Here is a 25257-nt window from a genome sequence, read left to right as displayed (position 1 = left end):
CACGATCGACACAGGTCAGGAGAAATTGACCTCCATCAAGGAAGAGTCCAGGGATGATTGAAGGTTATGAGACCCATGAGCTACCTGTTTGCGAAGTGGCCCCCCTGGGCTCGAAGGGTCGATTGCAGCGGGGCCTCGCCGGAGAGGTGGACGGATCCTCCGGTTAAGCCCAGCAGGCCTGAATACAAGTTCGAATGCCGTTGGTGAAACCGGAGAATCCAGTGTCCTTGGACCAGTGTCAGCTCATTGAGTTCCCTCAGATTCGGGACCCCAGGGGGGCCCTCACCTTCCTCGAGTGGAACCGGCAGGTGCCCTTCGAGGTGAAGCGGATCTTCTACATCTACGACGTGCCCGAGGGACACGGCCGTGGCGCGCATGCCCACCACGATCTCCACCAGATGCTGATCTGCCTCTCAGGAGGACTCACTGTGCATCTGGATGACGGACGGTCCAAACGAGCCGTATGCCTCGACAAACCCTGGCAGGGGCTGCACATCCCTCCCCGCATTTGGGCCGCCGAGGACAGCTTCCTGAAGAACACGATCTACATGGTGCTCGCGAGCGATACCTACAAACCTGAGAGCTACATCCACGATTACCAGGCATTCCTGGAGACGGTGAGGACCCATGACTGAGCAGATCCCGTTCCTGAGTGTCGGTTCGACCTACACGGAGCTTCAGCCAGAGCTGGATGCGGCCATTCAGAGGGTGCTCCAGAGCGGATGGTACCTGCTGGGCGGGGAGTTGAAGGCGTTCGAGGACGAATATGCCCAGTTCACCGAAAGCCAGCACTGTGTGGGGGTGGCCAACGGTCTCGAGGCTCTGGTCCTCGCGCTGAAGGCCGTGGGAGTCGAACCGGGACAGGAGGTCCTGGTTCCTGCCAACACCTACATCGCGACCTGGTTGGCCGTGTCCTATGTGGGGGCCACCCCGGTCCCCGTGGAACCCGTTCCCGGCACCTGGAACCTTGACCCGGGGCGCCTGGAAGAGGCTCTGACCCCGAAAACCGTGGCGGTCCTCCCGGTCCACCTCTTCGGCCAGCCTGCTGACCTGGATCCGATCCTGGGCTGGGCGAAGGCCCATGGGCTCAAGGTGGTCGAGGACGCGGCCCAGGCGCATGGCGCACGGTACCGGAATCGTCGGATCGGCGCCCACGCAGACGCGGTGGCCTGGAGCTTCTACCCGGGCAAGAACCTCGGCTGTTTTGGGGATGGCGGTGCCGTCACCACAGATGATGCAGGGGTCGCCGACCGGATCCGGGTACTTCGGAACTACGGAAGCCGGCAGAAGTACTACAACGAAGTGAAAGGCCACAATTCCAGGCTGGACGAGATCCAGGCAGCTGTCCTGCGCGTGAAACTCCGGCACCTGGACGCCTGGAATGCGAGACGGAAGGCCTTGGCGGCACGGTATTTTTCAGGGCTGCAGGGGCTTCCGGGACTGGGGCTCCCTGGTCTGCAGGCCGGGGCCGAACACGCCTGGCACCTGTTTGTTGTGGACCATCCCCGGCGTGACGAGCTCCAGACCTGTCTGGCTGCGGAGGGGATCCAGACCCTGGTGCACTATCCCATCCCGCCTCACCTTAGCGAAGCCTATGCTTCGGATGGATCCTGGAAGGCCTTTCCCATCACGGAGGCCGCAGCCGAGTCCCACCTCAGCCTGCCCATCGGGCCGCACTTGACCGAGTCGGAAGTGGATCGGGTGGTGTCGGTGATCAGAGACTGGTGTCACGGTACGGGCTGACACAGGGCCTTATCCTATCCTGGGCCAGGCCTAGCTAGGCCTGCACTTCTGGCGCCTTGCGGCAGAGGATGACATTGTTGAGATACAACTCCGGCCCCTTGGGCAGGATGAGGTCGAGCAGCAGGACCACGATATTCATGGGAAGAAAGATAAGCGGGGCGATCAGGAAGTTCAGCCTCCCTTTTCTGGGAAGAAGGTAGTGAAAAACATAGTTCTGAAATAATTGCGTCAGCGTCAGAAGGTAGGATCCGGTCCGTTGATGCTGGATAATCTCGAATCCGTGGCCTTCGAGCAGGAAGACTAAGCCGAACGAGGAGTACCGGGCGAAGTCGTGAGGAACCTCGTGCTCTCCCCAGCAGAAGGGAACCGTCACCAGGAGGTGCCCACCGGGCTTCAATACCCGCTGAATTTCATTCAAGACTTGATCCAAGTTGAAGATGTGCTCAAAAGTCTCGAACGAAACCACCCAATCGTAGGATCCATTCGCGAAGGGAAGGCTCTTCCCGTCATAAAAGTAATCTATCCGGCTTCGATGATGGTTATGGCCGCTGATTTCTAGATCACAACCGATATAGGCCGATACATTTGGAAAGAGGGTCTCGTAGGGCTTGGATCCGCACCCCACATCGAGCAGGGTCCCCTGCGCGGAACTGGACAACAACTTGATCGCGTTGTGGAGTCGCCGTCGCGTGATGTGGTAGGGATTGATGAAGAACCCAAGCAGCGAGGCATCAAACATGGCCCCACGCAGGTAATCCAGGAGTGGGCGGCGGAGTAATCCTCCCGGGGACGAAGCAGGTTTCTGGGCAAGCCGCATGGACTTCTCCAACATGTTTCTGGATGTAACAAGGTCGAGACGGGCAAAAGGCCACTGTCATGATTTGCGGAGTTTCGGAATTCGGAACGCGAGATAAGGTGATGGATTGATCTTCAATTGAGAGTCAGGGATCACTAGAGCTTATGGTAACCTCTGTGGGCAGGGATTTGCTCCAATAAAGGTATGTTTGGGGAATTGATGATATCCAATCGCATTCTTGGTATGAGGGTCGATCCCGTCACCCTTGAAGAAACGATAAATCACATTCTTGCCTGGGCGGTCGAGAGACAAGGCCGGATGGTGTGTGCTGCGGATGTGCACTTGGTCATGCGCCACCGCGATGAAGCAGATTTTCGAGAAACAATGACCCAGGCTGACCTGGTGACCCCAGATGGAATGCCTCTGGTCTGGCTCCTTCGTCGACAAGGATTTCCCGGTCAGGAGAGGGTCTGCGGTCCAGACCTCACCCTTGAGCTCTGTGGTGTTGCGGCTGAAAAAGAAATTCCAGTGGGCTTCTATGGGGGGCGGCCTGAAGTGCTTCAGGCACTTGTCTCTAATCTTCGGTCCCAATTTCCATCGTTAATGGTGGCCTATTCGTACAGCCCTCCCTTCCGACCACTTACGGCAGCGGAAGACGAGGCGGAAACGATTGCCATCAATGAAGCAGGAGTACGACTACTCTTTGTCGGATTAGGGTGCCCGAAACAAGAGAGGTGGATGGCCGCACACAAAGGACAGATCTCCACCGTGATGCTTGGCGTGGGGGCGGCCTTTGATTTCCATGCAGGGAGCATCAGGCGTGCTCCCTCATGGGTGCAGCGGATCGGTCTGGAGTGGCTCTTCCGGGTGGGGGCTGATCCCAAGCGACTGGCAAAACGAGCATTCCAGTACTATCCAAGATTCATTTGGCATGTAATGACGGAGGGATTAAAACGAACTGGCAACCGCTAACCGACTAGGTTGTCGGGGGAGTCCGGTTTTCTCAAACTCATAAATGGCCAAGCAGATGTGCAAGTCGATAGCCAGGGCCTTCCGATGATGGAATTCTAAGGGTGCTCGTTAGGAAGACTTTCAGAGTCCTTTCCCTTGGAGGATTACCTTAATTCCTCTTCCAATGATGCCCAAGTCAAGCCACAGCAGGCCAAGGGCAGAGGATTTGAGATACCTATCGATGTATTCGTACTCATAAACAGGGTTCCCCATCTCCGGGGTGCCCTTGTTGATGTGGCCGAGCCCTAGGAGGCCGCCCTTGATGAGGAAGCGGGTCACGTTCCCTTGCTGGCGGTCCCGCTCATAGTGATGCACGGCCAAGGGGCGGGGCCCGATAATACTCATGTCACCCCGCAGGATGTTGTAGAACTGCGGCAGTTCGTCCAGGTAGAACTTCTTCACTATATGCCCGACATGGGTCCGGCTGTCGGGGGTCCATTCTGCCGAAAAAGCATGCCAGTCGCCGCGCTTGGCACCCTCCGCGTCGATGTATTTCACCTTGATTAGGCGAATTTTGTACTTTGGGAAAACCTTGCCACCGCTCACGGCGTTGTAGCTGAAGAACAAGGGGCCCCTGTTCTCCGGAATCAGCCAGCCCTCGATCACGTAGGCGATTTTGAGGGCAACCAGGATGGGAGAGGCGAATAGCAATAGAACGGATGCAATGATTTTATCGAAGAGAACCTTCAACAGACGAGTCTTCAAGGGCGTTTCAAGAGCGAAGATGTGGCTGTATTTCACCTTGATAGCTTCATCCGGAGGTCGATACGGGAAGGCTTCCTTGGGTTCGGACGGGGCGGTTTGAGTGGTGGTCATGCCGTTTCTAGCCTCAATGATTTGGTTCAGCGCAAACGGGACAAGGGGCTGTTCCATGGTTCCGTGAACCGTCCGTTATCGCAAGCCAAGAGCTGCTGGAACTCCTGCCGACCAAAGGGATGTGATCGGCAGGCCCCGCTTTTCGGGCCTTTTCGGGGGGGATTACGCACCAAGACCTTGGCGGCTTCACAGGTCGAAGTGCCAAGGCCTTGGAAGGGTCGCCTGAAGGGGATGGGGGCTACCGCCGGGGCCTTGGCCGCCGCTCGCGGCGGGGCTCTTCGCCGCCTTCGGCGGCGGGCTCGTCCTCCATGCCTTCGGGCTTGGGGATGAGGACCTTGCGGCTGAGCTTGATCTTGCCGCTCTTCTCGTCGATGCCGATGCACTTGACCATGACTTCCTGGCCCTCGCTCAGCTCGTCCGCGGGATCCTTCACGCGGTGGTGGGCCATCTCGCTGACGTGCAGGAGGCCGTCCAGGCCGGGGAGGATGGTGACGAAGGCGCCGAACTCGACGACCTTGGCGACGCGGCCCAGGTAGGTCTTGCCAACCTCGGCGGTCTGGATGAGGTCGCCGATCATCTTGAGGGCGATCTGCAGCTTCTCCTGGGTGGGGCCGGCGACCTGGCAGAGGCCGTCGTCGTCGATGTTCACTTCGCAGCCGCTCACCTCGATGATGTTGCGGATGGTGGCGCCGCCCTTGCCGATGACGTCGCGGATCTTCTCCTTGGGGAGCTGGATGCTGTGCATCTGGGGGGCGTTGCTGGCGTAGGCGCTGCGGGGGGCGGCTAGCACCTTGCCCATCTCGTGGAGCAGGTGCAGGCGGCCGGCCTTGGCCTGGTCGAGGGCCTTGGTGAGGATCTCGGTGGTGATGCCGCCGATCTTGATGTCCATCTGGAGGGCGGTGATGCCCTTCTCGGTGCCGGCGACCTTGAAGTCCATGTCGCCGTAGTGGTCCTCCTGGCCGGCGATGTCGGTGAGCACCACGAACTTGTCGCCGTCACTCACCAGTCCCATGGCCACGCCCGCCACGGGGGCCTTCAGCTTGATGCCGGCGTCCATCATGGCGAGGGTGCCGCCGCAGATGGTGGCCATGCTGCTGGAGCCGTTGCTCTCGGTGATGTCACTCACCACGCGGACGGTGTAGGGGTTCTCCTCGGCGGGGGGCAGCACGGCGAAGAGGGACCGCTCGGCCAGCATGCCGTGGCCGATCTCGCGCCGGCCGGGCCCGCGGTTGGGCTTGCACTCGCCCACGCTGTAGCCGGGGAAGTTGTAGTGGAGGTAGAACTTCTTCTTGTACTCCTCCTCGAGGCCATCGATGATCTGGATGTTGTTGATGGTGCCGAGGGTGGTGGTGACCAGGGCCTGGGTCTCGCCGCGGGTGAAGAGGCAGCTGCCGTGGGCGGCGGGCAGGACGCCCACCTCGATGTTGAGGGGGCGGATCTGGTCGAACTTGCGGCCGTCGAGGCGCACGCCCTGCTTGAGGATGGCGTTGCGGAAGAGGGTCTCCTTCAGCTCGTCGAAGCAGGCGACCACGTCCTTCTTCAGCTCGGGCTTCTCCGCCGTGAACTGGGCCACGGCCTCCTTCTTGAGGAGGTCGATGGCCTTGTAGCTCTCGATCTTCACCTTCATGGTGAGGGCCGCGAAGAGCTTCTCGGCGTAGGCGGCGGCGACCTCCTTGTAGAGCTCCTCGTTGCGGGCGGCCTTGGCGGCGGCCACCTTGGGCCTGCCGACCTTGGCCTGGAGTTCCTGCTGGAGCTTCACCAGGACCTTGACCTGCTCATGGCCGAAGGCCAGGGCCTTCACCATGTCGGCCTCGACCACTTCCTGGGCGCCGCACTCGACCATCACCAGGGCGTCGGCGGTGCCGGCCACCAGCAGGTCCAGGTCGCTCTCGGCGCGCTGGTCCACCGTGGGGTTCACCACGAGCTGGCCGTTCACGCGGCCCACGCGGACGCCGCCCACGGGGTTCACGAAGGGGATCTCGCTGATGATGAGGGCCGCGGAGGCGCCCACCATGGCCAGGGTCTCCGGGGCGTGCTGGCCGTCGTAGCTGATCACCTGGGCGGTGATCATGGTGTCGCCGTTGTAGCCCTCCTCGAAGAGGGGGCGCAGGGGCCGGTCGATGAGGCGGGAGGTGAGGGTCTCCTTGGTGGTGGGACGGCCCTCGCGCTTGAACCAGCCACCGGGGATCTTGCCCGCGGCGTAGACGGCCTCGCGGTAGTCCACGGTGAGGGGGAAGAAGTCGATGCCCTCGCGGGGCGTGCCGTAGCACACGGCCACGAGGACCATGGTGTCGCCCTGGCGGACGATGACGGCGCCATGGGCCTGCTTGGCGATGCGGCCCGTCTCGAGGGAGATGGGCGTGCCGCCCAGGTCCACGGAGATCGTGGTGGGGTTGAACTTCAGTGCATTCATGGAGGCTCCTGGGCCACGCGGGCCCTTGCGGCTCCCCCCGAACCCGGGGCGCTCGGCCCGGGGCTCCTGCGATCGCTCCATGAAACCCTACCCTGGAACCCTCGAAGGGGTGGGAGCTGGGCTTCCTGCAGAGGTCGCCGCCGAGGGGGAGCAGGTGAAAATCGGCAGGTTTGAGGATACCACCCCGGGCGCCGAAAAGGCGGGAACGCAGTCGGTCCAGGCCGGACGATCCGTCCGACCGGACCTTCAACCCCTCTCTTTGCAGCTGGTCAGATGGGAAGGGAACGGAACGACCGTTCGGAGGTGGATTTGCCACCGTTCGGCCGTCTCCAGGGGGCTCCGGGGCCCACAGGCCTCACGATGAATGCCGATCGCGCGACCGTCCCCCGGGGTCGCGAGCCGCCCTTCCTGCAAGCCCGTTGAAACCCCCGCATCGACAAGGCCTGGAGCCGAGATCGCAGCCCCCGGAGTTCCTGGTAAGAACCGAATTCCACCAGGGCCGGTTCCGAAATTTAACCTTGCCGTTCCACGTGATTTATAGGATATTGCTAACCTCTGTTCGGCAGCTGGGCCCCGATTCTTGCCATGGCTGTCTGCAATTTGTCGTTTGTTGAGGCTGTTGTGCATTCGACCTGGATCCAGGGCATTGTCGGTTTCGCGGTGGGAATGGGCCTGTCCCTGGGACTGATGGCCCTGGCACCCCGGCTGGGCTGGGTGGACCATCCCGACGAGGGTCGGAAGCGTCACCGTCGTCCCACGGCCCGGACCGGGGGGGTGGCCCTGTGGGGCGTGCTCGTGCTCGCCCAGGTCCTGGGCTGGCTGCCCTGGCCCATGCACACCTTCGACTGGCTGGGGATCCATGCCATGGCCCTGGTGGGGGCCCTGGATGACCGCTTCAACCTCCGGGCGCGGTACAAGGCCATCGTGGGGCTGGCCGTGGCGACCCTGCTGGCGGGCCATGCCGCCCTGCTCCTCGCCGGCACCACCTCCCAGGTGGAGTTCCTGGATCTACCGATCCCCAGCCGCCCACTGCTGCTCTTCCCCTTCCTGTTCGCCTGGTTCTGGAGCATCCCCCAGGCCTACAACCTCATCGACGGGATCAACGGCCTGTCCATGGGCTTCGGGCTGCTGGTCCTGGGCGCCCTGGGCTGGCACCAGGGGGCCCAGCCCGCCGTGCTCTGGGGCGGCCTGCTGGCGGTGCTGATGCTGAACTTCCCGAAGGCGAAGCACTTCCTCGGGGACTGCGGCGCCCTGATGCTGGGCACCCTCTTCGCCACCCTCAGCGTGAAGCTGATGGTGGCCCGCGACGCGGATCTGCCGGCCTGGGTCTTTGCCTATCCCATCGTGGACGTGAGCCTCGTGGTGGCCATCCGCCGCTGGAAGGGACAGCCCCTCGGCGTCGCGGATCGCAGCCACCTCCACCACTGGATGATGGACCGGTTCCACCAGCGGTCCTGGGCGGCGACGCCCATCCTCCTGGCCTTCGCGCTCCTGCCCATGGTGCGGGTGGCGGACTTCCCCGGGGCCCGCGTGATCTCCCTGTTCGGGGTGGCCATGCTCGGGCTCCTGGCCCTCAAGGCCTTCATCGACCGCATCCTGCCGGAGGCCCAGGCGGTGCCGGCGGCCCAGGTCCGGCGGGAGATCCCCTTCATGGCCAGCGCCGCCAGCCGGGAGCCGTCGGGCACCCACCGCATGCCCTGAAGCTCGGGCATACTCTCCCGGGGGAGGAAGGTCGATGGGCCTGCCTCGGGCACGGCCGGCCCCCGGCCCGGAAAGGAAAGATTCGATGAGGCATGTCGTTCGGAAGCTCGGTCTGGCAGGTCTGGTGGCGACGGCACTCGCCGGCCAGGTGCCCCAGGGGATGGACCTCCAGGCGTTGAAGCAGATGGCCACCTCCCAGGGCGTCACGGGGGCCACGGAGGCGGTGCCCGCCTCCCGGACGACGCTGCCCGCCGCGACGGCCCCGGATCGCATGGACGAGGCCCGTCGCCGGGAGGAGGACCGCCTGGACCAGGAGATCCGGGCCATGAAGCGTCGCGAGAAGGGGCCCCGCCGCTTCGCCGCCGACCTGTTCGAGATCCGCCAGGTCGGCACCGCCGCCACGGACGGGGGCATCGCGGAGGACTACGTGCTGGGGACCGGCGACCAGCTGGCCCTGAACGTCTTCGGCAGCGCCACCTTCGAAGTCCCGGCCCAGGTGGACGGCCGCGGCGAGATCGTCATCCCCAAGGTGGGCACGGTCAAGGTCGGGGGCCTGACCCTGGCCCAGGCCAAGCGGGCGGTGCAGGGCACCGTCAGCCGCAACTTCTCCCGCACCAGCGTGGACCTCCAGGTGGTGAAGCTCCGGGAGGTGCGGGTCTTCGTCATGGGCGAGGTCTACAAGCCGGGCAGCTACCTCGTGTCGAGCCTCAGCTCCCTGATCAACGTGCTGGGCCTGGCGGGCGGCCCCACCGCGGCCGGCAGCTACCGGGACATCCGGGTGATGCGGGGGGGGCGGGCCGTGACCCACTTCGACCTCTACCCCTTCCGGGCGGAGGGCCTGGGCAATCCCAATGTGGCCCTGCAGAGCGGGGACACCGTCTTCGTGCCCCTGGCCCAGAACCAGATCGTCCTCGAGGGCGCCTTCCAGCGGGTGGTGGCCCAGCCGGGGGACGCCACGAAGAAGGCCGAGGCCGACGAGGCCAACGCGGATCCCCTCAAGGCCCAGCGCGACCGGCTCCGCCGGGAGATGAAGGCCATCGAGGCCCGGCTCGCCCCGGCCCAGGTGGCGCCGGCGGTCCAGGAATCCGAGACCGCCGGACGGGAGGCGATCCCCCGCACGGCCGTGCAGGCGCCGGCCCCGGAGCTTTCCCTCACCGAGCGGGCCAACCTGGAGGACCGTCTCCTCTTCCTCAAGCGGCAGCTGGCGGCCCTGCAGGACGCCCCGCCTGACGATCACCGGCTCCGGCTGGATCCCGAGACGGGTCTGCCCTATCCCGCCCAGGACCCCCTCACCCCGGACTGGCTGCGTCGCTGGGACCAGCAGGGCGTGGCCCCCATGATGCAGTTCGAGATGCGCGCCGGCGAATCGGCGGCCGACGCCCTGCGGTTCGCGGGCGGGTTCGCGCCCGAGGCCGGCCCGGGCACCCTGACGCTGCGCCGCCGGACCGCCGCCGGCGTGATCACCGGGGAGGACGTGCCGGTGACCGGGGCTGCCGCCGTGATCCTCCAGCGGGGCGACGTGCTGTCGGCCCTCCCCCAGCGGGAGCGCACCGGGGCCGTGGTGCAGGTGGTCGGCTGGGCCCGGGTGCCGGGCTTCTACGCCCGCACCCAGGGCCTGCGGGTGGGCGACCTGCTCAAGCGCGAAGCCCAGGTGCTTCCGGACACCTACCGGGCCCGCGGGGAGGTGGTGCGGACCCAGGTGGACGGCACCACCCAGTACTTCTCCTTCGACGTGGACAAGGCCCTGGCCGGGGATCCGGCCCAGGACCTCGTGCTGGAGGACCGGGACCGCGTGGAGCTCTACCGCGTGGAGGACCTGCGCATCCCGATGATGGTGAAGGTCCTGGGACCGGTCACCCGTCCCGGCACCTTCGCCTTCCACGAGGGCATGCGGGCCTCGGACCTGATCTTCCGGGCCGGTGTGCCGCTGAAGTCCGCGGACCGCCTGGTGGCCGAGCTGGCCCGCAGCAGGGACGGCAAGCCCAGCGAGGTGATCCACCTGGACCTGACGAAGCTGCTGTCCACCGAGACCGCCAGCCCCGTGGCCCTGGTGGACGACACCGTGAATCCCCGGTTGCGGCCCGACGACCAGATCAGCCTCTTCGAGAAGCCGGACTTCAAGGTGCACCGCACGGTGCGCATCAGCGGCCAGGTGGCGCGGCCCGGCTCCTACGCCCTCGACACGGACCGGCCGACCCTCAGCGACCTGCTGAAGCGGGCCGGGGGGCTCACGCCCGACGCCATGCCCCAGGCGGGCATCTTCCTGCGCCGCATGAGCACCGCGGACGCCAGCCTCCAGCGGGCGGCGGAGGAATCCGGCCTCTCGGGTGCCGATCCCACGGCCAAGGGCATCAACGAGATCCTGGAGCGGCTCAACGAGACCAAGCGCCAGCCCAACACGGGCCAGCTGCTCAAGAACCCCGTGCTCCACGGCCTCCTGGCCGGGAACCTGAACCGCATGGTGGTGGACTTCGGCGCCGCGCTGAAGGGCGATGCCCAGGCGGACGTGGAGCTTGAGGACGGGGACGAGGTCATCATCCCCCGGGCCACGGACGGCGCCTACGTGGTGGGCGAGACCGCCAGCCCCTTCGCCACCTACAAGGTGCATCCGGGCATGAAGGTCTCCGACATGCTCAAGCTGGCGGGCGGGATCACGCGCAACGCGGACACCTGGAACATACGCCTGCTGAAGGCCAACGGCCGCATCGTGGACAGCTGGGTGATGAAGCAGCCCGTGGGCCCCGGCGACACCGTGCTGGTGCCCCAGCGCTTCCGCCGCGACACCAGCTGGCAGGAGAACCTCCAGGCCCTGACGCCCATCGCCCTGATCCTGAACGCCATCAAGCTCTGACGTCCCCCATGAGCGCCGCCCGTCCGGCTGGCCGCGGATGCCCATCCGCTGGCCGGCCGGGACCGGCCGTCGACGGGTGCCGCGGCCGGCCCTGGAGGAGCGCGGGCTGGAGTACACTGGAGGGCCCCGCGCCGCGGGGCCTTTTCATACGGACGTCCCGATGATCCTGCGCAAGGAATACTGGTTCGAAGCGGCCCACTTCATCTACAACCACCCGGGGAAGTGCCGGAACCTGCACGGCCACAGCTACAAGCTCTTCGTCTCCGTGGAGGGCACGCCGGACGTGGCCACGGGCATGATCATCGACTTCGACGACCTCTCGAAGGTGGTGGTGGAGAAGGTCATCGGGCGGCTGGACCACCGCTTCCTCAACGACCTGATTCCCCTCTCCACGGCGGAGAACATCGCCGTGTGGATCTGGGAGCAGCTGAAGCCGGACCTGCCGCAGCTCTGCCAGGTGGAGGTCTTCGAGACCACCGACAACTGCGTGATCTACCGGGGGGCCTGATGCGACGCTGGCTGGCGCTGGTCCCGGTCCTCCTGCTGGCGGGCTGCGACGCCCTGAACCCCGCGCTCCAGTACCAGGAGGCGGCTCGCCAGCTGCGCTTCAGCCTGGACCGGGTGGAGCCGCAGCTGGAGCTGGCCTACCCCCTGGAGCGTTCCCGCCTCCGGCTGCGCCTCGACCTGGGCGTGGACAACCCCACGGACGTGCGCCTGCGGACCCGGCGGGTGGCCGGGGACCTGCACCTCCTGGCCCAGGGCGGGGACCATGCCCTGGGTACCGTGGCCTTCCCCGAGGGGATGGACCTCGCCCCGAAGGGCCGCAGCACCCTGAGGGCCGAGCTGAGCTTCGGCTACGGCGACCTCAAGGCTGCCTGGGGCCCCCTGTCCGGAGCCGTGCTCCACCGCGAATCCGCCACCTGGACCCTGGCCGGGGAGGCCCGTTTCGAGGTGCTGGGCCTCGAGTTCGGCGTCCCCTTCCGGACCCGCACGTCGAGCGGGTCGTGATCCGGGCGGTCGTCTTCGATCTCTGGAACACCCTGGTCTACAGCCCCGGGGGCAGCCCATTCCAGCGCCTGAAGCCCCTCCTGCGGCCTGAGCAGGCGGTCCGGCACGCCGAGCTGATGCGGGACGGCATGGCGCGGCCCTACGGCTCCGTGGCGGCCTTCCTGGCGGCCTGGCGGGACCGGATCGCCCTGGACCCGGACCAGGAGGCGGCCATGGCCCAGTCCTTCCTGGAATCCGGCGATCAGGCGCTGTGCTTCCCCGGCGCCTCCGAGGCCGTGGAAGGCACCCGGGGCCTGGCGCGGGTGGCCCTCCTGTCCAACACCCAGGACTTCGGGCTGGAATTGCTCGACCGCCTGGGCATCAACGCCCGCATCCGCACGCGGATCCTCAGCGCCGACCTGGGCGCCCTCAAGCCCGAGCCCGCCGCCTTCGAGGCCGTGCAGCAGCGCCTGGGACTCTTCCCGGGCAACCTGGCCATGGTGGGCGACAGCTGGACCGACGACGTGGAAGGCGCCCTGGCCGCCGGCTGGACCGCCATCTGGGTGAACCGCGACGGCAGGCCCCGGCCGAACCATGATCCCGACGCCCCCCTCTACGAGGTAAGCAGCCTGGACGTCGTCCCGCAGCTCATCGGGGACCTCCAGGCGGGCATGCGCTGCCCTACCTGCCTGGGGTGATCCTGGGTTTGAGAAATCTGCAGGCGAGGTGTCTTCGCGATTCAGGTAATTGGTCAGGCTAGGTACCAACGCACCGTGTTTTGGAGCCCTTCAGGGAAGGTGATATCTGGTTTCCAGCCCAGCATTGCCTGGATTCTAGTCGCATCGATGGCGTACCGCCGGTCATGCCCGGCCCGGTCCTTCACGAAGGTGAGGAGCTTGCGGCTGGTGCCTTCGGGGCGGCCGAGGTGGGTGTCCACGGTGTCGCAGAGGAGGTGGAGCAGGTCGAGGTTCTTCCACTCGTTGTCGCCGCCCACGCAGTAGGTCTCGCCGGCGACGCCCTTCTCCATGACCAGCTCCAGGGCGGCGCAGTGGTCCTCCACGTAGAGCCAGTCCCGCACGTTCTGGCCGTCCCCGTAGACCGGGATGGGTTCGCCCTTGGCCATGCGCGAGATGGCCAGGGGGATGAGCTTCTCGGGATGCTGGCGGGGGCCGTAGTTGTTGGAGCAGTTGGTGGTGACCGTGTTGAGCCCGTAGGTGTGGTGGTAGGCCCGGACCAGGTGGTCGCTGCCGGCCTTGCTGGCGCTGTACGGGCTGTTGGGGGCGTAGGCCATGGCCTCGTGGAACTTCCCCGTCTCGCCGAGCGAGCCGTACACCTCGTCCGTGCTGATGTGGAGGAAGCGGCCGTCCTTCTGCCCGGCCCAGGCCTGCCGCGCGGCCTCCAGCATGGCAAAGGTGCCCAGGACGTTCGTCTGGATGAAGGCCGCGGGCCCGGTGATGCTGCGGTCCACGTGGCTCTCCGCCGCCAGGTGGAACACCTTCCGGATGCCGTGCCGCTCGATCAGGTGGCGGGCCAGCTCCAGGTTCTGGACGTCCCCGACGACCAGCTCCACACCCTCGAGGCCGTCGATCTGGGTGCGGTCGGCGGCGTAGGTGAGCTTGTCGAGGACCACGATGCGGTCCTGGGGATGGGTGCGGTGCCAGCGGTGCACCAGGTTGCTGCCGATGAAGCCGGCGCCGCCGGTGATGAGGATGGTCTCGGACATCAGGCTTCCCCAGTGAGTTCGGGATGGGCGAGCACTTCGGCCAAAGCCTCGTGCCAGTGGGGCATGAGGTCGGGGCCCAGGCTCCGGCGGCGGGCGCCGTCGAGGACGGAGTAGGCGGGACGCTTGGCAGGGGTGGGGTAGTCGGCGGTGCTGCAGGGGCTGAGATTCGCGGCGATCCCCTTGGCCTCGAAGATCGCTTTGGCGAAGCCGTGCCAGGTGGTCTCGCCGGCGCAGGTGGTGTGGACGAGGCCCTGCCAGCCCTCCTCCGCGGCCACCTTGAGCTGGCGGGCCAGGGCCCGGCAGGTGGTGGGGGCGCCCCGCTGGTCGTCCACCACCCGGAGGTTCCGGCCCTGGGCCGCGGCGTTCAGCATGGTGGCCAGGAAGTTCTTCCCCCAGGCATCGTAGAGCCAGCTGGTGCGGGCGATGAGGTGCCGGCTACACCGGGCCGCCTGGCGCTCGCCCTCCAGCTTGGTGCGGCCGTACACCGACACTGGGTTCGTGGCGTCGTCCTCCCGGTAGGGGCGGGTGCCCGTGCCGTCGAAGACGTAGTCGGTGCTCACCTGGACCAGCAGGGCCTTCTGCGCCTCGCAGGCCTCCGCCAGCCAGCCCACCGCCGTGGCGTTGATCAGCTGCGCCAGCTCCGCCTCAGACTCACAGCGGTCCACCTGGGTGAAGGCCCCGCAGTTGAGGACCACCTCGGGGTGGACGCTGGCCACCACCTCGCGGATGGCCTCCTCCCTGGACAGGTCCAGGATCGATTCCTCGGGGAGGACCAACTCGTGAGCCGTCCAGGTCCGCCGGATGGCAAGGGCCAGCTGCCCCGAGGCGCCGGTGACGAGGGCTTTCATGCCAGGTGCGCCCTTCGTGCCTTTTCGTCCAGGACGAAGGGATTCTCTGGGTCGTCCTCGTGGCGGATCTCGTCGATGGGCTGCTGCTTGCCCTGCCCCATGAAGAGCCGGTCGGGGCAGTTGATCACGAAGCCGGGCTCATGGCTGATGCAGCGGTAGCAGTGCACCACGCCCTTGGGGATGAGGACGGAGCCGGGGTTGTTCGCGCCCATGGCCACTTCCATGCGATTCCGGTAGGTCGGGCTCTCCGGCCGGTTGTCCCAGAGGGTAAGCTTGAAGTCCCCGGGGCCCACCCAGCAGAAGAGGTCGGCCTGGTCCACGTGCTCGTGAGGCCCACGAAGGATTCCAGGCAGCGACAAACTTACGTAGGACATTTCGGGCCGGAACCAACTCGGAAGATCGTCGTTACGGAAAATTTCGGCTAACCAGCCACGTTCGTCAATAAATTTTCTTATGGTCCTGATGTCGACGCCTTCAATGGGACCCTTTGTGAATTCCATATCTAGCTCCTTCCCCGGGCCTGGGCGAAAGGTACAGGCTCCTTGTTCGCCAGATCGTTGGCCAAGGCTAGGCTGGAGAAAGTACCAGCGTCGGTCCACCATCCGTGGAAGGTCCCGAAGCTCAGCTCACCCCTGGCAATGTAGGCATTGTTCACATCCGTAATTTCCATTTCGCCACGCCCTGAAGGCTTCACTGTCCGAATGATGTCAAACACTGCCGCATCGTAAAAGTAGATGCCAGTGACAGAAAGATTGGACTTGGGGTTCTTTGGCTTCTCCTCGATGCCCAGTACGCGACCTTCTTTCACCTCGGCTACGCCATAGCGCTGCGGATCTTCCACTGGTTTAAGCATGATGCGGGAGCCCTTCCCTTGCTTCTCGAAGGCCTCCACCTCCGGTCGCAATCGATCTTGAAATATATTGTCGCCAAGGATCACGCAGATTGAAGATCCGCCAGCGAAGTTTTCCGCAAGTCCCAATGCCTGGGCGATCCCGCCTGCCTCATCCTGCACCTTGTAGGTGAAACGACAGCCAAAATCACTTCCGGAGCCCATCAGGGCCACTACATCACCCATGTGCTCGGTCCCAGTCACAATCAGGATCTCCTCGATGCCAGCCTCCCGGAGCTTCCACAGCGGGTGCCAGATCATGGGGGCCTGACCTACAGGCAGCAGATGCTTGTTCGTCACCTTTGTTAGTGGGAAGAGACGAGATCCTGTTCCTCCCGCCAAAACGATCCCCTTCATGGATGGCTCCTAAGGTGTAAGTCCGGAGAACCTGACTGGTGTTCTATCCGGATCAGTATGGGTATTGTGAAGAATATTATAGATAACCACCAGGTTAATCGGCGCAGGTGCATTCTGTGCACTGCGGCAATAAAGCTTCAGACTCCGAAATGTGGTGGTGAATAGAAAGAATAATGGCGAATCCATCTCGGATCCATGGTGGTTATTCTCCTTGTTTTCAATTCTGCTGGAACACACCGCATTCACGGGCACTAGCCAGTATCCAGGTGTCCTTTTCGATTCCATGGAATGGGTAGGGCTGGTGGGTTGGAGCCCCGAATTTTTGGATTAGTTGGTGTTAGCTCTCACGCGGAGGCGCTGTCCTGTTCGCTGAGGTCGAGGTCGAGGACCACGGCTTGGCGGGGGGCATCGGCCCGCTCGATCCACTGCACCCGGGCGCCGAGGAGGCGGGCCAGCTGGAGGAGGCCTTCGCGGGCCTCGCTGTGCAGGCTCGCCGCCAGCTCGGGATGGAGGGTGAGGCGCACGTCGGCGCCGCGGAGGCGGTCGCCCTGGCGCACGAGCTCGCGGTAGGCGCGGAGCAGGGCGGTCTCGGGGCTGACCAGGCGGCCGGTGCCGCTGCAGGCGGGGCAGGGCTGGGTGAGCTGGCGCTCGAGGGAGGGTCCCGTGCGCTTCCGGGTCATCTCCACGAGCCCGAACTCGGAGATCCCCCCGGCGCGGGCATGGTTGCGGTCCCGCTTCAGCTCTTCCTGGAGCCGCGCCAGCACCGTGTCCCGGTGGGCCGGGTCCACCATGTCGATGAAGTCGATGACGACGATGCCGCCCAGGTTCCGCAGGCGGAGCTGGCGGACGATCTCGGGGACGGCCTCCAGGTTGGCGAGGAACACGGTCTCCTCGAGATCCTTCTTCCCCACGAACTTGCCGGTGTTCACGTCCACGCTGACCAGGGCCTCGGTCTGGTTCAGCACGATGGAGCCCCCGTGCTTGAGGAAGACCTTGGGCTGCCGGGCGGCCTCGATCTCGGCCTCGATGCCGAAGGCGTCGAAGATGGGCAGGTCGGAGGCGAAGCGCTTCACGCGGTTGGCCCACTCGGGATGCAGCTTCTCCACGAAGCCCACGACCTCGCGGTGGACGGCGGCGTCGTCCACCCAGAAGCTGGCCACCTCCTCGCGGAAGATGTCGCGGAGCACCTTCTGCAGCAGGCGCAGGTCCTGCCAGACCAGGCGCGGGGCCTGGAGGGGCGCGGCCTTGGCCTGGATCTCCTCCCACATTTGGCGGAGGAAGGTCACGTCGCCGACGAGGTCCTCGTCCCGCTCCCCGATGGCGGCGGTGCGGACGATGAAGCCCTCGCCCGGCAGGGCGTGGCTCCGGATGAGCTCCCGCAGGCGATCGCGCTCCTCGGGATCGGTGATCTTCCGGGAGATGCCGATGTGCTCGATCCCGGGCATGAACACCAGGAAGCGGCCCGGGAAGCTGAGGTGGCGGGACAGGCGGGGCCCCTTGGAGCCGATGGGGTCCTTCACCACCTGGACCAGCGTCTCCTCGCCCTCCTTCAGGGGCGGCAGGGGCGCGGGGGCGGGCGGCAGGTCCTCCACGGCGCCCTCCTCGCCGGCCTCCCCCTCGTCCTCGGGGGCGAGGTCCGCGGCCAGGCGCTGGGACACGGGATCGTCCAGGTAGAGGAAGCCGTCCTTGGCCCCCCCGATGTTGACGAAGGCGCTCTGCATGCCGGGCAGGAGCTTGGCCACCCGGCCCTTGTACACGTCGCCCACCTGGCTCTTGTTCATCGTCCGCTCGACGAACAGCTCGCAGAGCTGGCCGTTCTCAAGCAGGGCGATGCGCGTCTCCAGGGGGGTCGCATTGACCACCAGGGACTTGCGGACTTCCATGGAACCAACCTTTCAGAACCGTGCGCGGAGGCGTCCTGCCTTCCTCGCGGGCCCCGGGGCCGTACCAGGCCGCAGGGGGATGCTTCTTTTCTACCATACCCTTTGGATGCCGGCCCGGGGGCCAAAGGTTCCGGTTCCGGTGTCAATCTCGGAGAGGCACGGAGACTGGATTGGCGGGATTAACTGAATGATTCAAAAGATTTAAAAAAACTCCGGGAACCCTCGCCCGGTTTCAGTCCGGGAAGGCGTGGGTGCAGAGGGGGGTGCGCTCCTGGGTGCGGCGCTCGGTGATGCGGTTGCGCTCGTCCACGAACACCACCTTCGGGGCGTTGGCCTCGCTCTCCTCGGCGGTCATCCAGCCGTAGGCGGCGATGATCACCAGGTCGCCCTTCTGCACCAGGTGGGCGGCGGCCCCGTTGATGCCGACCTCACCCGACCCAGGCGTCCCCGGGATGACGTAGGTGGCCAGGCGCGACCCATTGGTCACGTCGTAGATGTCCACCTTCTCGTTCTCCAGGAAGCCGGCGGCTTCGATGAGCAGCGGGTCCAGGGTGATGGATCCCACGTAATCCACATCGGCCCGGGTCACCGTGGCGCGATGGATCTTGCCGAGCAGGAAGTGACGCAGCATGCTCCCTCCGGTCCAGGCTCCCTCCGGAGTCCCGGCCAACGGACAAGCATGGCGCCAGGTGAACCCTGGGTCCAGCCTCGATTTTTTACGAGCAGGCCTAGTTGAACAGCACGACGTGGAGGTTGATGCCGACCCCCACGTGGGGCGGCGGCACCGGGGGGGGCGCCAGGGGGAGGCCGAAGGCCCCCTCGATGTCGATCCGCGCCTGGGGATCTGTGATCCGGCGCAGCAGCCACCGGCCATCCACGAAGACGTAGCAGCGGGAGGGATCCCCGGGGATCAGGGCCACGTAGCGCCGCTCGCGGGGACGCCAGTAGCCGGCCATCCAGGGGGGCGCCAGGTAGCGTCCGGGGTGGCGCCGGTCCTCGTACCGGTAGCGCTCCGGCCGCCGCCCTTCCCAGCCATGTTCCCGGCGGTCTTCGCGGCGATCCTCCCGACGGTCCTCCCGGCGATCGTCCCGGCGATCGTCCCGACGGTCCTCGCGACGATCATCCCGGCGATCTTCGCGGCGATCGTCCCGCCGCTCATGGCGGTCCTGCCAATCCCCACCCCGGTGATCGTCGGACCGGGCCAGGGCGACCGCGCCCTGGGCCAGCAGGGCGAGGATCAGGGTGGAGCTGAAGAGGCGCATGGACATGGGGCGTGACTCCGAAGGGAAGGGACGGGGCTAGTTGAACAGCACCACGTGGAGGTCCACCCCCACCCTGGGCAGGGGGATCGGCGGCGGGGCGGCGGGCCGCTGGAGGGAATCCCTGACCTCGGCCTGGAGGCTGAGGCTGAATCCCGTCCGGAGCTCCCAGCGGCCGTCGATGAGGAAGTAGGCCCGGTCCTGGTGGCGCGGATCGATGGCGATGTAGGGCCGCTCGGGGACCCGGGGGCCGAACTTCTTCGCCAGCCCCGGGGGCAGCCCGCCCTTCTTGGCCAGGCCGGGGGGCATGCCCCCCTTCTTGGCGAGGCCCGGCGGCATGCCGTGGCCGTGGCCCTGGGGGGTCGCCAGGGCAGCGAGGGTGAGCAGGGCCGGCACGAGCATGGAGCCTCCCGGGGGGTCTCCGTCCAGGCTAGGCCCTCCCGGCCGGGACGTCCATGCACCGAAAGGTCTACGGGGGCGGTACCCCCTCGAGGGAATCAGCTCTTCTGGGGGCTCAGGCTGACGTTCAGGCCCGCCTCCTCGGGGGAGGGCGCCAGGATGACGTTGTCGATGAGCCGGGTGTCGCCCACGTAGGCGGCCACACAGAGGGCGACGGTGCGGTTCACGACGCCCTTCAGGGGCTCCAGGGTCTGGGCGTCCACCAGCTCGAGGTACTGGACCTTGTCCACCTTGGCCAGCGGGGCCTTGGCCAGCTCGATCAGCTTGGCGGTCCGGCGCTCGCCGCCCTCGAAGGCCTCCCGGGCTGCCAGGAGCCCCTCGCTGAGGGCCAGGGCGCGCTTCCGGCCGGCCGGGTCCAGGTAGGTGTTCCGGCTGCTGAGGGCCAAGCCGTCGGCCTCCCGCACCGTGGGGACCACCACCACGTCCACGGGCAGGTTGAGGTCCCGGACCATGCGGCGGATCACCACCGCCTGCTGGTAGTCCTTCTGGCCGAAGAAGGCCAGGTCAGGCTGGACGATGTTGAAGAGCTTGGCCACCACCGTGGCCACGCCCCGGAAGTGCCCGGGCCGGAACTTCCCGCAGAGGGGCTCGGCCAGGCTGCCGGGCTCCACGTGGGTCTGGAAGCCCGTGGGGTAGATCTCGGCCACTTCGGGAAGGAAGAGCACCGAGGCGCCCGTCTCCAGGCAGAGGCTCTGGTCCCGCTCCAGGTCCCGGGGGTAGCTGGCCAGGTCCTCACCGGGGCCGAACTGGTTGGGATTCACGAAGATGGAGACCACGGTGGCATCGCACCGGGCCGCGCTCTGACGGATGAGGGCCCCGTGACCCTCGTGGAGGAAACCCATGGTCGGAACGAAGCCGATCCGCTGGCCCTGTTCCCGGAGGGGTTTCAGGAGGGCTCTCAAATCAGCGATGGTACGCACAACGCGCATGGCCAAAAAACGACTCCCTTACGATGGCGCCGCTCAGAATACCAAGGCTCGGGTCAGGGATTCCACTGGGCCACGGCCGGACGGACGGCTTCTGGAAGGGTATAGGATTCCCGGGCATCGGGGAAGCCTCCCGCCCGCACATCCTCCGCCCAGGCGGCCAAGGCGGCGCGCAGGTCTTCGAATCCCTGGGCATAGCGCCGGACGAATTTGGGGCCGGGGTCCGGGGACAGCCCCAGGACGTCGTGGAAGACCAGCACCTGGCCCGAGCAGTGGGGGCCGGCCCCGATGCCGATGGTGGGGATGGCCAGGGTCTCGGTGATGCGGGCCGCCAGATCCGCCGGGATGCCCTCCAGCACCAGGCTGAAGCAGCCGGCCTCCTGCAGGCGCTGGGCATCCTCCAGCATTCGGATGGCATCGGCCTTGACCCGCCCCTGCACCTTGTAGCCGCCCATGGCGTTGAGGCTCTGGGGCGTGAGGCCGAGATGCCCCATGACCGGGATCTCGGCGTCGATGAGGGCGTGGATCATGGGCAGGCGCTTGGCGCCGCCCTCCAGCTTGACGCCGGCGGCCCCCCGCTGGAGGAAGCCCCCGGCGTTCCGCAGCGTGTCCTCCACGCTCAGGTGGAAGCTGAGGTAGGGCATGTCCGCCAGAAGCAGGGCCGTGGGGCGGGTGCGGGCCACGGCCTCCAGGTGGTGGTTCATCATGGCCATGCTGACGGGCAGGGTGTTCTCGAAGCCCAGGCAGACGTTCCCCACGCTGTCGCCCACGAGGAGCATGTCCACGCCCGCCGCGTCCGCGATGCGGGCCGTGGGGGCGTCGTAGGCCGTGGTCATCACCAGGCGCCGCCCGGAATGGGCCCAGGCCTGGATCTGGGGGATGGTGACGCGGGCGTGGGCGTCCGGGGACTGGTGGCTCATGGGGTCTCCGCTGGAAGGTCGAAGCCGTGGGCCCCTATGAGTACACCAAAAGGCCGCGAGCGGCGGCACAGGATTCCAGGGGAGCTGGGGAACCCCGGAGGGGCCGCCCGGTTGGAAAACATCTTGTCAATACAAATTAGTCCTTTAAATTCAATTTCTTGACTTTGTCAATCTTGTCATCGCCCGGGCTGCGGCGGTTCGGGTTCGGGGTAGGCCGGCAGGTTCATCTGGGTGGGGGTGTAGTCGACCATGGGGTCCGCCCGGTCGGGACGGACGAACCGCAGGCCCACGGCCGCCACGGTCTGCTGGAACTGGTAGAGGTCCGCCCGGCCGAGGAAGCTGGTCTCATGGCTCTCGGGCAGGCGCGCCCAGAGCTGCTGGAGGCTGGGGAAGGCCTCCTGCATCCGGGCGCGGGCTCCCAGCTTCTCGCCCCGCTGCAGGAGCAGGGCCGCGCCCTCGGAGCTGGCCTCCAGGACCTGGGCGGGGAAGTCCAGGGCCCGGGCCGCGGCGAGCACTTCGCTCCAGGCCTGGAGGGTCTCCTGGGCCACGGCCTCCGAGGGCGGGGCGGTGGAGAGCAGGAAGGCGTGGGCCCGGTGCCATTCCAGGTCCAGGAGCCGCGAGTCGGAGCCCTCCACGGGACCCTTCAGGTTCTCCAGGATGGCCCAGCCCTGCTCCGGGGCCTCCTGGCGGGCCCGCTGGGCCTCGCGGGCCTCGGCCTGGGCGAAGCGCAGCTGGGCGATGCGCTGGCGCCACAGGAGACCCGTGGATTCGTACTGGGCGGCGGCCTCCCGGTAGAGCCGAGCGGCGTCCCGCCAGGCGCCCCGGAAGCGGGCCACTTCCCCCTGCAGCAGGGTCTGGTCCCCCCGCTCCTCCGGCGAGAGCACGGCGGGCTGGGCGGCCAGCGCCGCGAGCTGGGCGTGGTCCGCGGCCACCGGATCCCCCAGGGCGGCCAGGGTGCGGGCGCGCCAGCTCTGGGTCGTGGCCACCAGGGCGGCGTCGCCCAGCCGCTGGGCGTGCTGGAGGGCCCGCTCCAGGTGCGAGAGGGAGGGACCGAGGAACTGCTGCAGGCCCCGGATGGCCCCCAGGGCGAAGTGGGCCTGGGCCTGGAGCGCCACGTCCGACTGCAGCCGCGCCGTCTGGAGGGCCTCCTGGAGGAGCTGGAGGCAGGGTTCCGGCTGGCCCTGGGCGAACAGGACCTGGGCCAGGGCGATCTGCACCGGGACCAGGCTGCGGTAGTCCTGGCCGTGCTCCAGCAGCCGCTGGGCGGACTGGAGCAGCGAGGCCGCGCGCCGGAACTGGGACTGCCCGGCCAGGGCGCGGCCCAGGGCCAGGAGCAGGGCCGCCTGGTCCTGGGGGGAGGCCTTGCCGCCGCCCCCGTTGAGGAGCTGCAGTCCCTCCTCCAGGGCCCGGACGCCCTTGGTCAGGTAGCCCTGGAGCAGGTGAAGGGAGCCCAGGGCCAGCCTCAGGCGGGGCTGTTCGGGATGGAGGGGGTGGTCCGACAGGCGCTCCGCGGCCCCGTGGATGGCCTCCTGGGCCTCCGCCGGGCGCCGGAGCAGGAGGTCGATCATGGCCTGCTTGCGGAGGAGCCGGGCCTCGGCGAGGCGCTCGCCCCGGCGCTCGGCGACGGGAATCCGGTCCAGGGCCTCCCGGGCCTTCCCGAGGGCCTCCAGGGCCAGGGCCGCCGCGGGACGGGCCGCATGCTCCCCCTGGGGGGGGAGCGCCCCCTGGGAGCCGGTGCTCCAGGCATCGGCCAGGTATTCGTAGAGTTGGGCCTCCTCGGCGGGACCGGGCTGGAGCTCCAGGGCCTGGTCCACGATGCGCTGGGCCTCCTGGGGGGTGGCCGTGGGCTCCCGGCGGATGGCGGCCAGGACGGCGGCCAGGGCCGTGGCCTGGTCCGAGGCCAGGGCCTGGAGGGTGACGGAGAAGGCCAGGGCGCCGCCCTGCTCCTGGATGGCCGCGAGCAGGGCGCGGGCGAGCCGCTTCAGCTCCGGCTGGGGGGTGTGGGCCAGCACCAGCTCCCGCCAGCGCGGATCGGGGATGGCGGCGTCGTTGCGCCGGAGCTGGACCAGCCGGGAGCCGACGGCGCCCTGCAGGGCGTCCTCCAGGGGGTCCCCGGTGAGGCCCAGGAGGCGGCCCAGGGAGCCCGTGGGGAGGGGCCGGTCCGCCAGGGCGAGGAGGCGCACCAGGGTGGCCGAGGCCGGGGGGAGGCGCTGCAGCCGGCCGAGGAAGATCTGCCGCATGAGGTCTTCCTCGGCCCGGGGCGCCGGCGGGTGGTCCGTGGCCAGGGCCCAGGCCCCGTCCTCCCACACCAGGGTGCCGTCCTGCAGGGCCAGCTCGAGGAAGTTGCGGAGGAGCCCCGGGTTGCCCAGGCTCCGGTCGAGCAGGTCGCTCACGTAGTCCGCGGGCAGGGTGTGGCAGGTGAGCAGGTCCTCCAGCAGCTGCCGCAGGTCCGCGTCCTCCAGGCGGTTCACCCCGAGGAGGGCGGCGGCCGGCTCGGCGCGGAGCTGGGCCACCAGGGGCCGGAGTCCCGCGCCGTGGGCGCCGGTGGAGAGGGAGAGCAGCCAGGGCGTCCTGGACCCGTGCACCAGCTCCCGGACCAGGGCCAGCACCTCCGGGGTGGCGCGATCCAGGCCCGAGAGGTGGATGAGGCGGGGATGCATCACCGAGGCGAAATCCAGGGCCTCCAGGGCCGCCTTCAGCTCCTCGGCTTCCGGGCCGGCTTCCTGGCGGTTGAGGGCCCGCCCGCCCGTGAGGAAGGCGAAGGCCTGCACCCGCAGGGCCAGGGCCTTGGCCGAGGCGGGGTACCCGGCGTAGAAGTCCACTTCGCTGCCCTGGAGGACGGCCTCCACGAGGCGGCCCAGGAAGCGGCCCGCGGATTCCTCGTGGGAGGCGGCGAGGTGGTGGACCCAGATGCCCTCGCTCTCGGCCACGGCGCAGGACCAGGCGGCCAGCTCCTCCTTGCCGACGCCCTCCTCGCCCTGGAGCAGGATGATGCGCTCCATGGGGATCGGGGCGCTGAGGCCCAGGACCAGGGACTTGAGGTAGGTCAGCTCCTGGCTGCGGCCGCGGATGGGACGGGAGACCAGGTCCGAGAGGTCCCGGGGCTGGGCCCAGGGCTGCTCGTCCGAGAGCGGCGGTTCCGGAGCCGCGGCCGGCAGCAGCCCGGACAGGTGGTCCAGGCCCCAGGGGGCGGCCCCCAGGACACGGGGGGCGAGGATCAGGCCCGGGCGGAAGGTGATCACCTCGGGATGGAGGAACCGCGGGTGGGGGCTGGCGGCCACCACCTCCCCCAGGCGGCGGAGGAAGGCCTCGCGGGGGCCGGGCCCCCACTCGGGCCAGAGCCGGCTCAGGGGCGCCCCCTGGATGGCCTGGAGGTGCCAGGCCTGCTCATCGTCGTAGCCGAAGTGGACCTGAACGGGGTCCAGCGGTCCGGCATCGAGGAAGCGGCCCAGGACCGCCTCCCGGAGCTGGTCCAGGTCCCGGTCCGGGGGGCGGGGCGTCCAGAGCTGGAGGAGGAACCGGGCTCCGTCGTGTTCCCGGCGCATGAGGTGCCAGGCGCATGCCTCGCCCTGGGCCAGCTCCGCCAGCCAGGCGAAGCGGTGGGCGCCCAGGAAGCGGGTCACGTCCATGGCCGGTGTCCTGGCGGCGGTGCGGCGGTTCCGGGGGGCATGGCGG

22 protein-coding genes are annotated in these 25257 nt (G+C 67.4%); 8 read left to right on the top strand and 14 right to left on the bottom strand.

Going from position 1 to position 25257, the window contains the following annotated elements; translation table 11 throughout:
* Positions 1–194: 194 nt before the first annotated feature.
* Positions 195–635, top strand: coding sequence for a sugar 3,4-ketoisomerase (locus QSJ33_RS11165; protein ID WP_285726098.1), 441 nt, complete (start codon positions 195–197; stop codon positions 633–635).
* Positions 628–1743, top strand: a complete 1116-nt coding sequence (locus tag QSJ33_RS11160) for a DegT/DnrJ/EryC1/StrS family aminotransferase (protein WP_285726096.1) — start codon at positions 628–630, stop codon at positions 1741–1743. The genes QSJ33_RS11165 and QSJ33_RS11160 overlap by 8 nt, the downstream gene beginning before the upstream one ends.
* 34 nt (positions 1744–1777) lie before the next feature.
* Here the strand turns inward: QSJ33_RS11160 and QSJ33_RS11155 are convergent, their stop codons facing one another.
* Positions 1778–2560, bottom strand: a complete 783-nt coding sequence (locus QSJ33_RS11155; RefSeq protein WP_285726094.1) for a class I SAM-dependent methyltransferase — start codon at positions 2558–2560, stop codon at positions 1778–1780.
* Between the two features lie 198 nt (positions 2561–2758).
* On the opposite strand from QSJ33_RS11155, the gene QSJ33_RS11150 reads away from it, so the two are divergent.
* Complete coding sequence (locus tag QSJ33_RS11150; protein ID WP_285726092.1) at positions 2759–3511, top strand: WecB/TagA/CpsF family glycosyltransferase; 753 nt, start codon at positions 2759–2761, stop codon at positions 3509–3511.
* A 120-nt stretch (positions 3512–3631) separates the two neighbouring features.
* Here the strand turns inward: QSJ33_RS11150 and QSJ33_RS11145 are convergent, their stop codons facing one another.
* The gene (locus QSJ33_RS11145) at positions 3632–4423 is read right to left on the bottom strand and encodes a sugar transferase (protein WP_285726090.1); all 792 of its coding nucleotides are present in this window, start codon (positions 4421–4423) and stop codon (positions 3632–3634) included.
* 181 nt (positions 4424–4604) lie between these two features.
* Positions 4605–6779 (bottom strand): polyribonucleotide nucleotidyltransferase, encoded by a 2175-nt coding sequence (pnp, locus tag QSJ33_RS11140; RefSeq protein ID WP_285726088.1) that lies wholly within the window; start codon positions 6777–6779, stop codon positions 4605–4607.
* Between the two features lie 621 nt (positions 6780–7400).
* Here pnp and QSJ33_RS11135 point away from each other — a divergent pair.
* The 5 genes from QSJ33_RS11135 to QSJ33_RS11115 all read left to right on the top strand — a co-directional run bounded on the left by QSJ33_RS11135 (position 7401) and on the right by QSJ33_RS11115 (position 13016).
* Positions 7401–8480: a glycosyltransferase family 4 protein gene (locus QSJ33_RS11135; RefSeq protein ID WP_285726085.1), complete on the top strand. Its 1080-nt coding sequence runs from the start codon at positions 7401–7403 to the stop codon at positions 8478–8480.
* 124 nt (positions 8481–8604) lie between these two features.
* On the top strand, positions 8605–11331 hold the full coding sequence (locus QSJ33_RS11130; protein WP_285726083.1) for a polysaccharide biosynthesis/export family protein: 2727 nt from the start codon (positions 8605–8607) through the stop codon (positions 11329–11331).
* Between the two features lie 160 nt (positions 11332–11491).
* Complete coding sequence (gene queD / locus QSJ33_RS11125; protein WP_285726082.1) at positions 11492–11839, top strand: 6-carboxytetrahydropterin synthase QueD; 348 nt, start codon at positions 11492–11494, stop codon at positions 11837–11839.
* Positions 11839–12339: a hypothetical protein gene (locus tag QSJ33_RS11120; RefSeq protein ID WP_285726080.1), complete on the top strand. Its 501-nt coding sequence runs from the start codon at positions 11839–11841 to the stop codon at positions 12337–12339. The genes queD and QSJ33_RS11120 overlap by 1 nt, the downstream gene beginning before the upstream one ends.
* Positions 12336–13016 (top strand): HAD family hydrolase, encoded by a 681-nt coding sequence (locus QSJ33_RS11115; RefSeq protein WP_285726078.1) that lies wholly within the window; start codon positions 12336–12338, stop codon positions 13014–13016. Before QSJ33_RS11120 ends, QSJ33_RS11115 begins: the two co-directional genes overlap by 4 nt.
* A 53-nt stretch (positions 13017–13069) precedes the next feature.
* Here QSJ33_RS11115 and rfbB read toward each other — a convergent pair whose 3' ends face one another.
* The 11 genes from rfbB to QSJ33_RS11060 form a co-directional block, all read right to left on the bottom strand.
* Positions 13070–14041: a dTDP-glucose 4,6-dehydratase gene (rfbB, locus tag QSJ33_RS11110; protein ID WP_285726076.1), complete on the bottom strand. Its 972-nt coding sequence runs from the start codon at positions 14039–14041 to the stop codon at positions 13070–13072.
* Positions 14041–14889 carry a dTDP-4-dehydrorhamnose reductase gene (gene rfbD / locus QSJ33_RS11105; RefSeq protein ID WP_285726074.1) on the bottom strand — a complete coding sequence of 283 codons (849 nt, stop codon included), beginning with the start codon at positions 14887–14889 and terminating at the stop codon, positions 14041–14043. The genes rfbB and rfbD overlap by 1 nt, the downstream gene beginning before the upstream one ends.
* Positions 14886–15389: a dTDP-4-dehydrorhamnose 3,5-epimerase family protein gene (locus tag QSJ33_RS11100; protein WP_285726072.1), complete on the bottom strand. Its 504-nt coding sequence runs from the start codon at positions 15387–15389 to the stop codon at positions 14886–14888. The genes rfbD and QSJ33_RS11100 overlap by 4 nt, the downstream gene beginning before the upstream one ends.
* Positions 15390–15391: 2 nt before the next feature.
* Positions 15392–16135 (bottom strand): sugar phosphate nucleotidyltransferase, encoded by a 744-nt coding sequence (locus QSJ33_RS11095; protein ID WP_285726070.1) that lies wholly within the window; start codon positions 16133–16135, stop codon positions 15392–15394.
* 344 nt (positions 16136–16479) lie between these two features.
* Positions 16480–18018, bottom strand: a complete 1539-nt coding sequence (locus QSJ33_RS11090) for an Rne/Rng family ribonuclease (RefSeq protein ID WP_285726068.1) — start codon at positions 18016–18018, stop codon at positions 16480–16482.
* Positions 18019–18250: 232 nt separating this feature from the next.
* Complete coding sequence (gene panD, locus QSJ33_RS11085; RefSeq protein WP_285726066.1) at positions 18251–18649, bottom strand: aspartate 1-decarboxylase; 399 nt, start codon at positions 18647–18649, stop codon at positions 18251–18253.
* A 97-nt stretch (positions 18650–18746) separates the two neighbouring features.
* Positions 18747–19286, bottom strand: coding sequence for a hypothetical protein (locus QSJ33_RS11080; RefSeq protein ID WP_285726064.1), 540 nt, complete (start codon positions 19284–19286; stop codon positions 18747–18749).
* Positions 19287–19316: 30 nt separating this feature from the next.
* A complete protein-coding gene (locus QSJ33_RS11075) occupies positions 19317–19679 on the bottom strand; it encodes a hypothetical protein (protein ID WP_285726062.1) in 363 nt (120 codons plus the stop codon).
* A gap of 95 nt (positions 19680–19774) precedes the next feature.
* On the bottom strand, positions 19775–20665 hold the full coding sequence (gene panC, locus QSJ33_RS11070; RefSeq protein WP_285726060.1) for a pantoate--beta-alanine ligase: 891 nt from the start codon (positions 20663–20665) through the stop codon (positions 19775–19777).
* Positions 20666–20718: 53 nt separating this feature from the next.
* Positions 20719–21582 (bottom strand): 3-methyl-2-oxobutanoate hydroxymethyltransferase, encoded by an 864-nt coding sequence (panB, locus tag QSJ33_RS11065; RefSeq protein WP_285726058.1) that lies wholly within the window; start codon positions 21580–21582, stop codon positions 20719–20721.
* Positions 21583–21758: 176 nt separating this feature from the next.
* Positions 21759–25211 carry an ATP-binding protein gene (locus QSJ33_RS11060; protein WP_285726056.1) on the bottom strand — a complete coding sequence of 1151 codons (3453 nt, stop codon included), beginning with the start codon at positions 25209–25211 and terminating at the stop codon, positions 21759–21761.
* Between the last annotated feature and the right edge of the window lie 46 nt (positions 25212–25257).

The sequence above is a fragment of the Geothrix rubra genome (genome assembly GCF_030268065.1).
Lineage (GTDB): Bacteria > Acidobacteriota > Holophagae > Holophagales > Holophagaceae > Geothrix > Geothrix rubra.
Note: the sequence above shows the minus strand (reverse complement) of the source record. Positions and strands in the feature narration are given on the sequence as shown.

Bases quoted from the DNA above. Each gene is read 5' to 3' on its own strand.
- QSJ33_RS11120 (WP_285726080.1), top strand. From the start codon at position 11,839: ATGCGACGCTGGCTGGCGCTGGTCCCGGTCCTCCTGCTGGCGGGCTGC.
- QSJ33_RS11155 (WP_285726094.1), bottom strand. From the start codon at position 2,560: ATGCGGCTTGCCCAGAAACCTGCTTCGTCCCCGGGAGGATTACTCCGC.
- QSJ33_RS11060 (WP_285726056.1), bottom strand. From the start codon at position 25,211: ATGGACGTGACCCGCTTCCTGGGCGCCCACCGCTTCGCCTGGCTGGCG.
- QSJ33_RS11075 (WP_285726062.1), bottom strand. From the start codon at position 19,679: ATGCTCGTGCCGGCCCTGCTCACCCTCGCTGCCCTGGCGACCCCCCAG.
- rfbB (WP_285726076.1), bottom strand. From the start codon at position 14,041: ATGTCCGAGACCATCCTCATCACCGGCGGCGCCGGCTTCATCGGCAGC.
- panB (WP_285726058.1), bottom strand. From the start codon at position 21,582: ATGAGCCACCAGTCCCCGGACGCCCACGCCCGCGTCACCATCCCCCAG.
- QSJ33_RS11080 (WP_285726064.1), bottom strand. From the start codon at position 19,286: ATGTCCATGCGCCTCTTCAGCTCCACCCTGATCCTCGCCCTGCTGGCC.
- QSJ33_RS11095 (WP_285726070.1), bottom strand. From the start codon at position 16,135: ATGAAGGGGATCGTTTTGGCGGGAGGAACAGGATCTCGTCTCTTCCCA.
- panD (WP_285726066.1), bottom strand. From the start codon at position 18,649: ATGCTGCGTCACTTCCTGCTCGGCAAGATCCATCGCGCCACGGTGACC.
- QSJ33_RS11165 (WP_285726098.1), top strand. From the start codon at position 195: ATGCCGTTGGTGAAACCGGAGAATCCAGTGTCCTTGGACCAGTGTCAG.
- panC (WP_285726060.1), bottom strand. From the start codon at position 20,665: ATGCGCGTTGTGCGTACCATCGCTGATTTGAGAGCCCTCCTGAAACCC.
- rfbD (WP_285726074.1), bottom strand. From the start codon at position 14,889: ATGAAAGCCCTCGTCACCGGCGCCTCGGGGCAGCTGGCCCTTGCCATC.
- pnp (WP_285726088.1), bottom strand. From the start codon at position 6,779: ATGAATGCACTGAAGTTCAACCCCACCACGATCTCCGTGGACCTGGGC.
- queD (WP_285726082.1), top strand. From the start codon at position 11,492: ATGATCCTGCGCAAGGAATACTGGTTCGAAGCGGCCCACTTCATCTAC.
- QSJ33_RS11100 (WP_285726072.1), bottom strand. From the start codon at position 15,389: ATGGAATTCACAAAGGGTCCCATTGAAGGCGTCGACATCAGGACCATA.
- QSJ33_RS11145 (WP_285726090.1), bottom strand. From the start codon at position 4,423: ATGGAACAGCCCCTTGTCCCGTTTGCGCTGAACCAAATCATTGAGGCT.
- QSJ33_RS11160 (WP_285726096.1), top strand. From the start codon at position 628: ATGACTGAGCAGATCCCGTTCCTGAGTGTCGGTTCGACCTACACGGAG.
- QSJ33_RS11150 (WP_285726092.1), top strand. From the start codon at position 2,759: ATGATATCCAATCGCATTCTTGGTATGAGGGTCGATCCCGTCACCCTT.
- QSJ33_RS11090 (WP_285726068.1), bottom strand. From the start codon at position 18,018: ATGGAAGTCCGCAAGTCCCTGGTGGTCAATGCGACCCCCCTGGAGACG.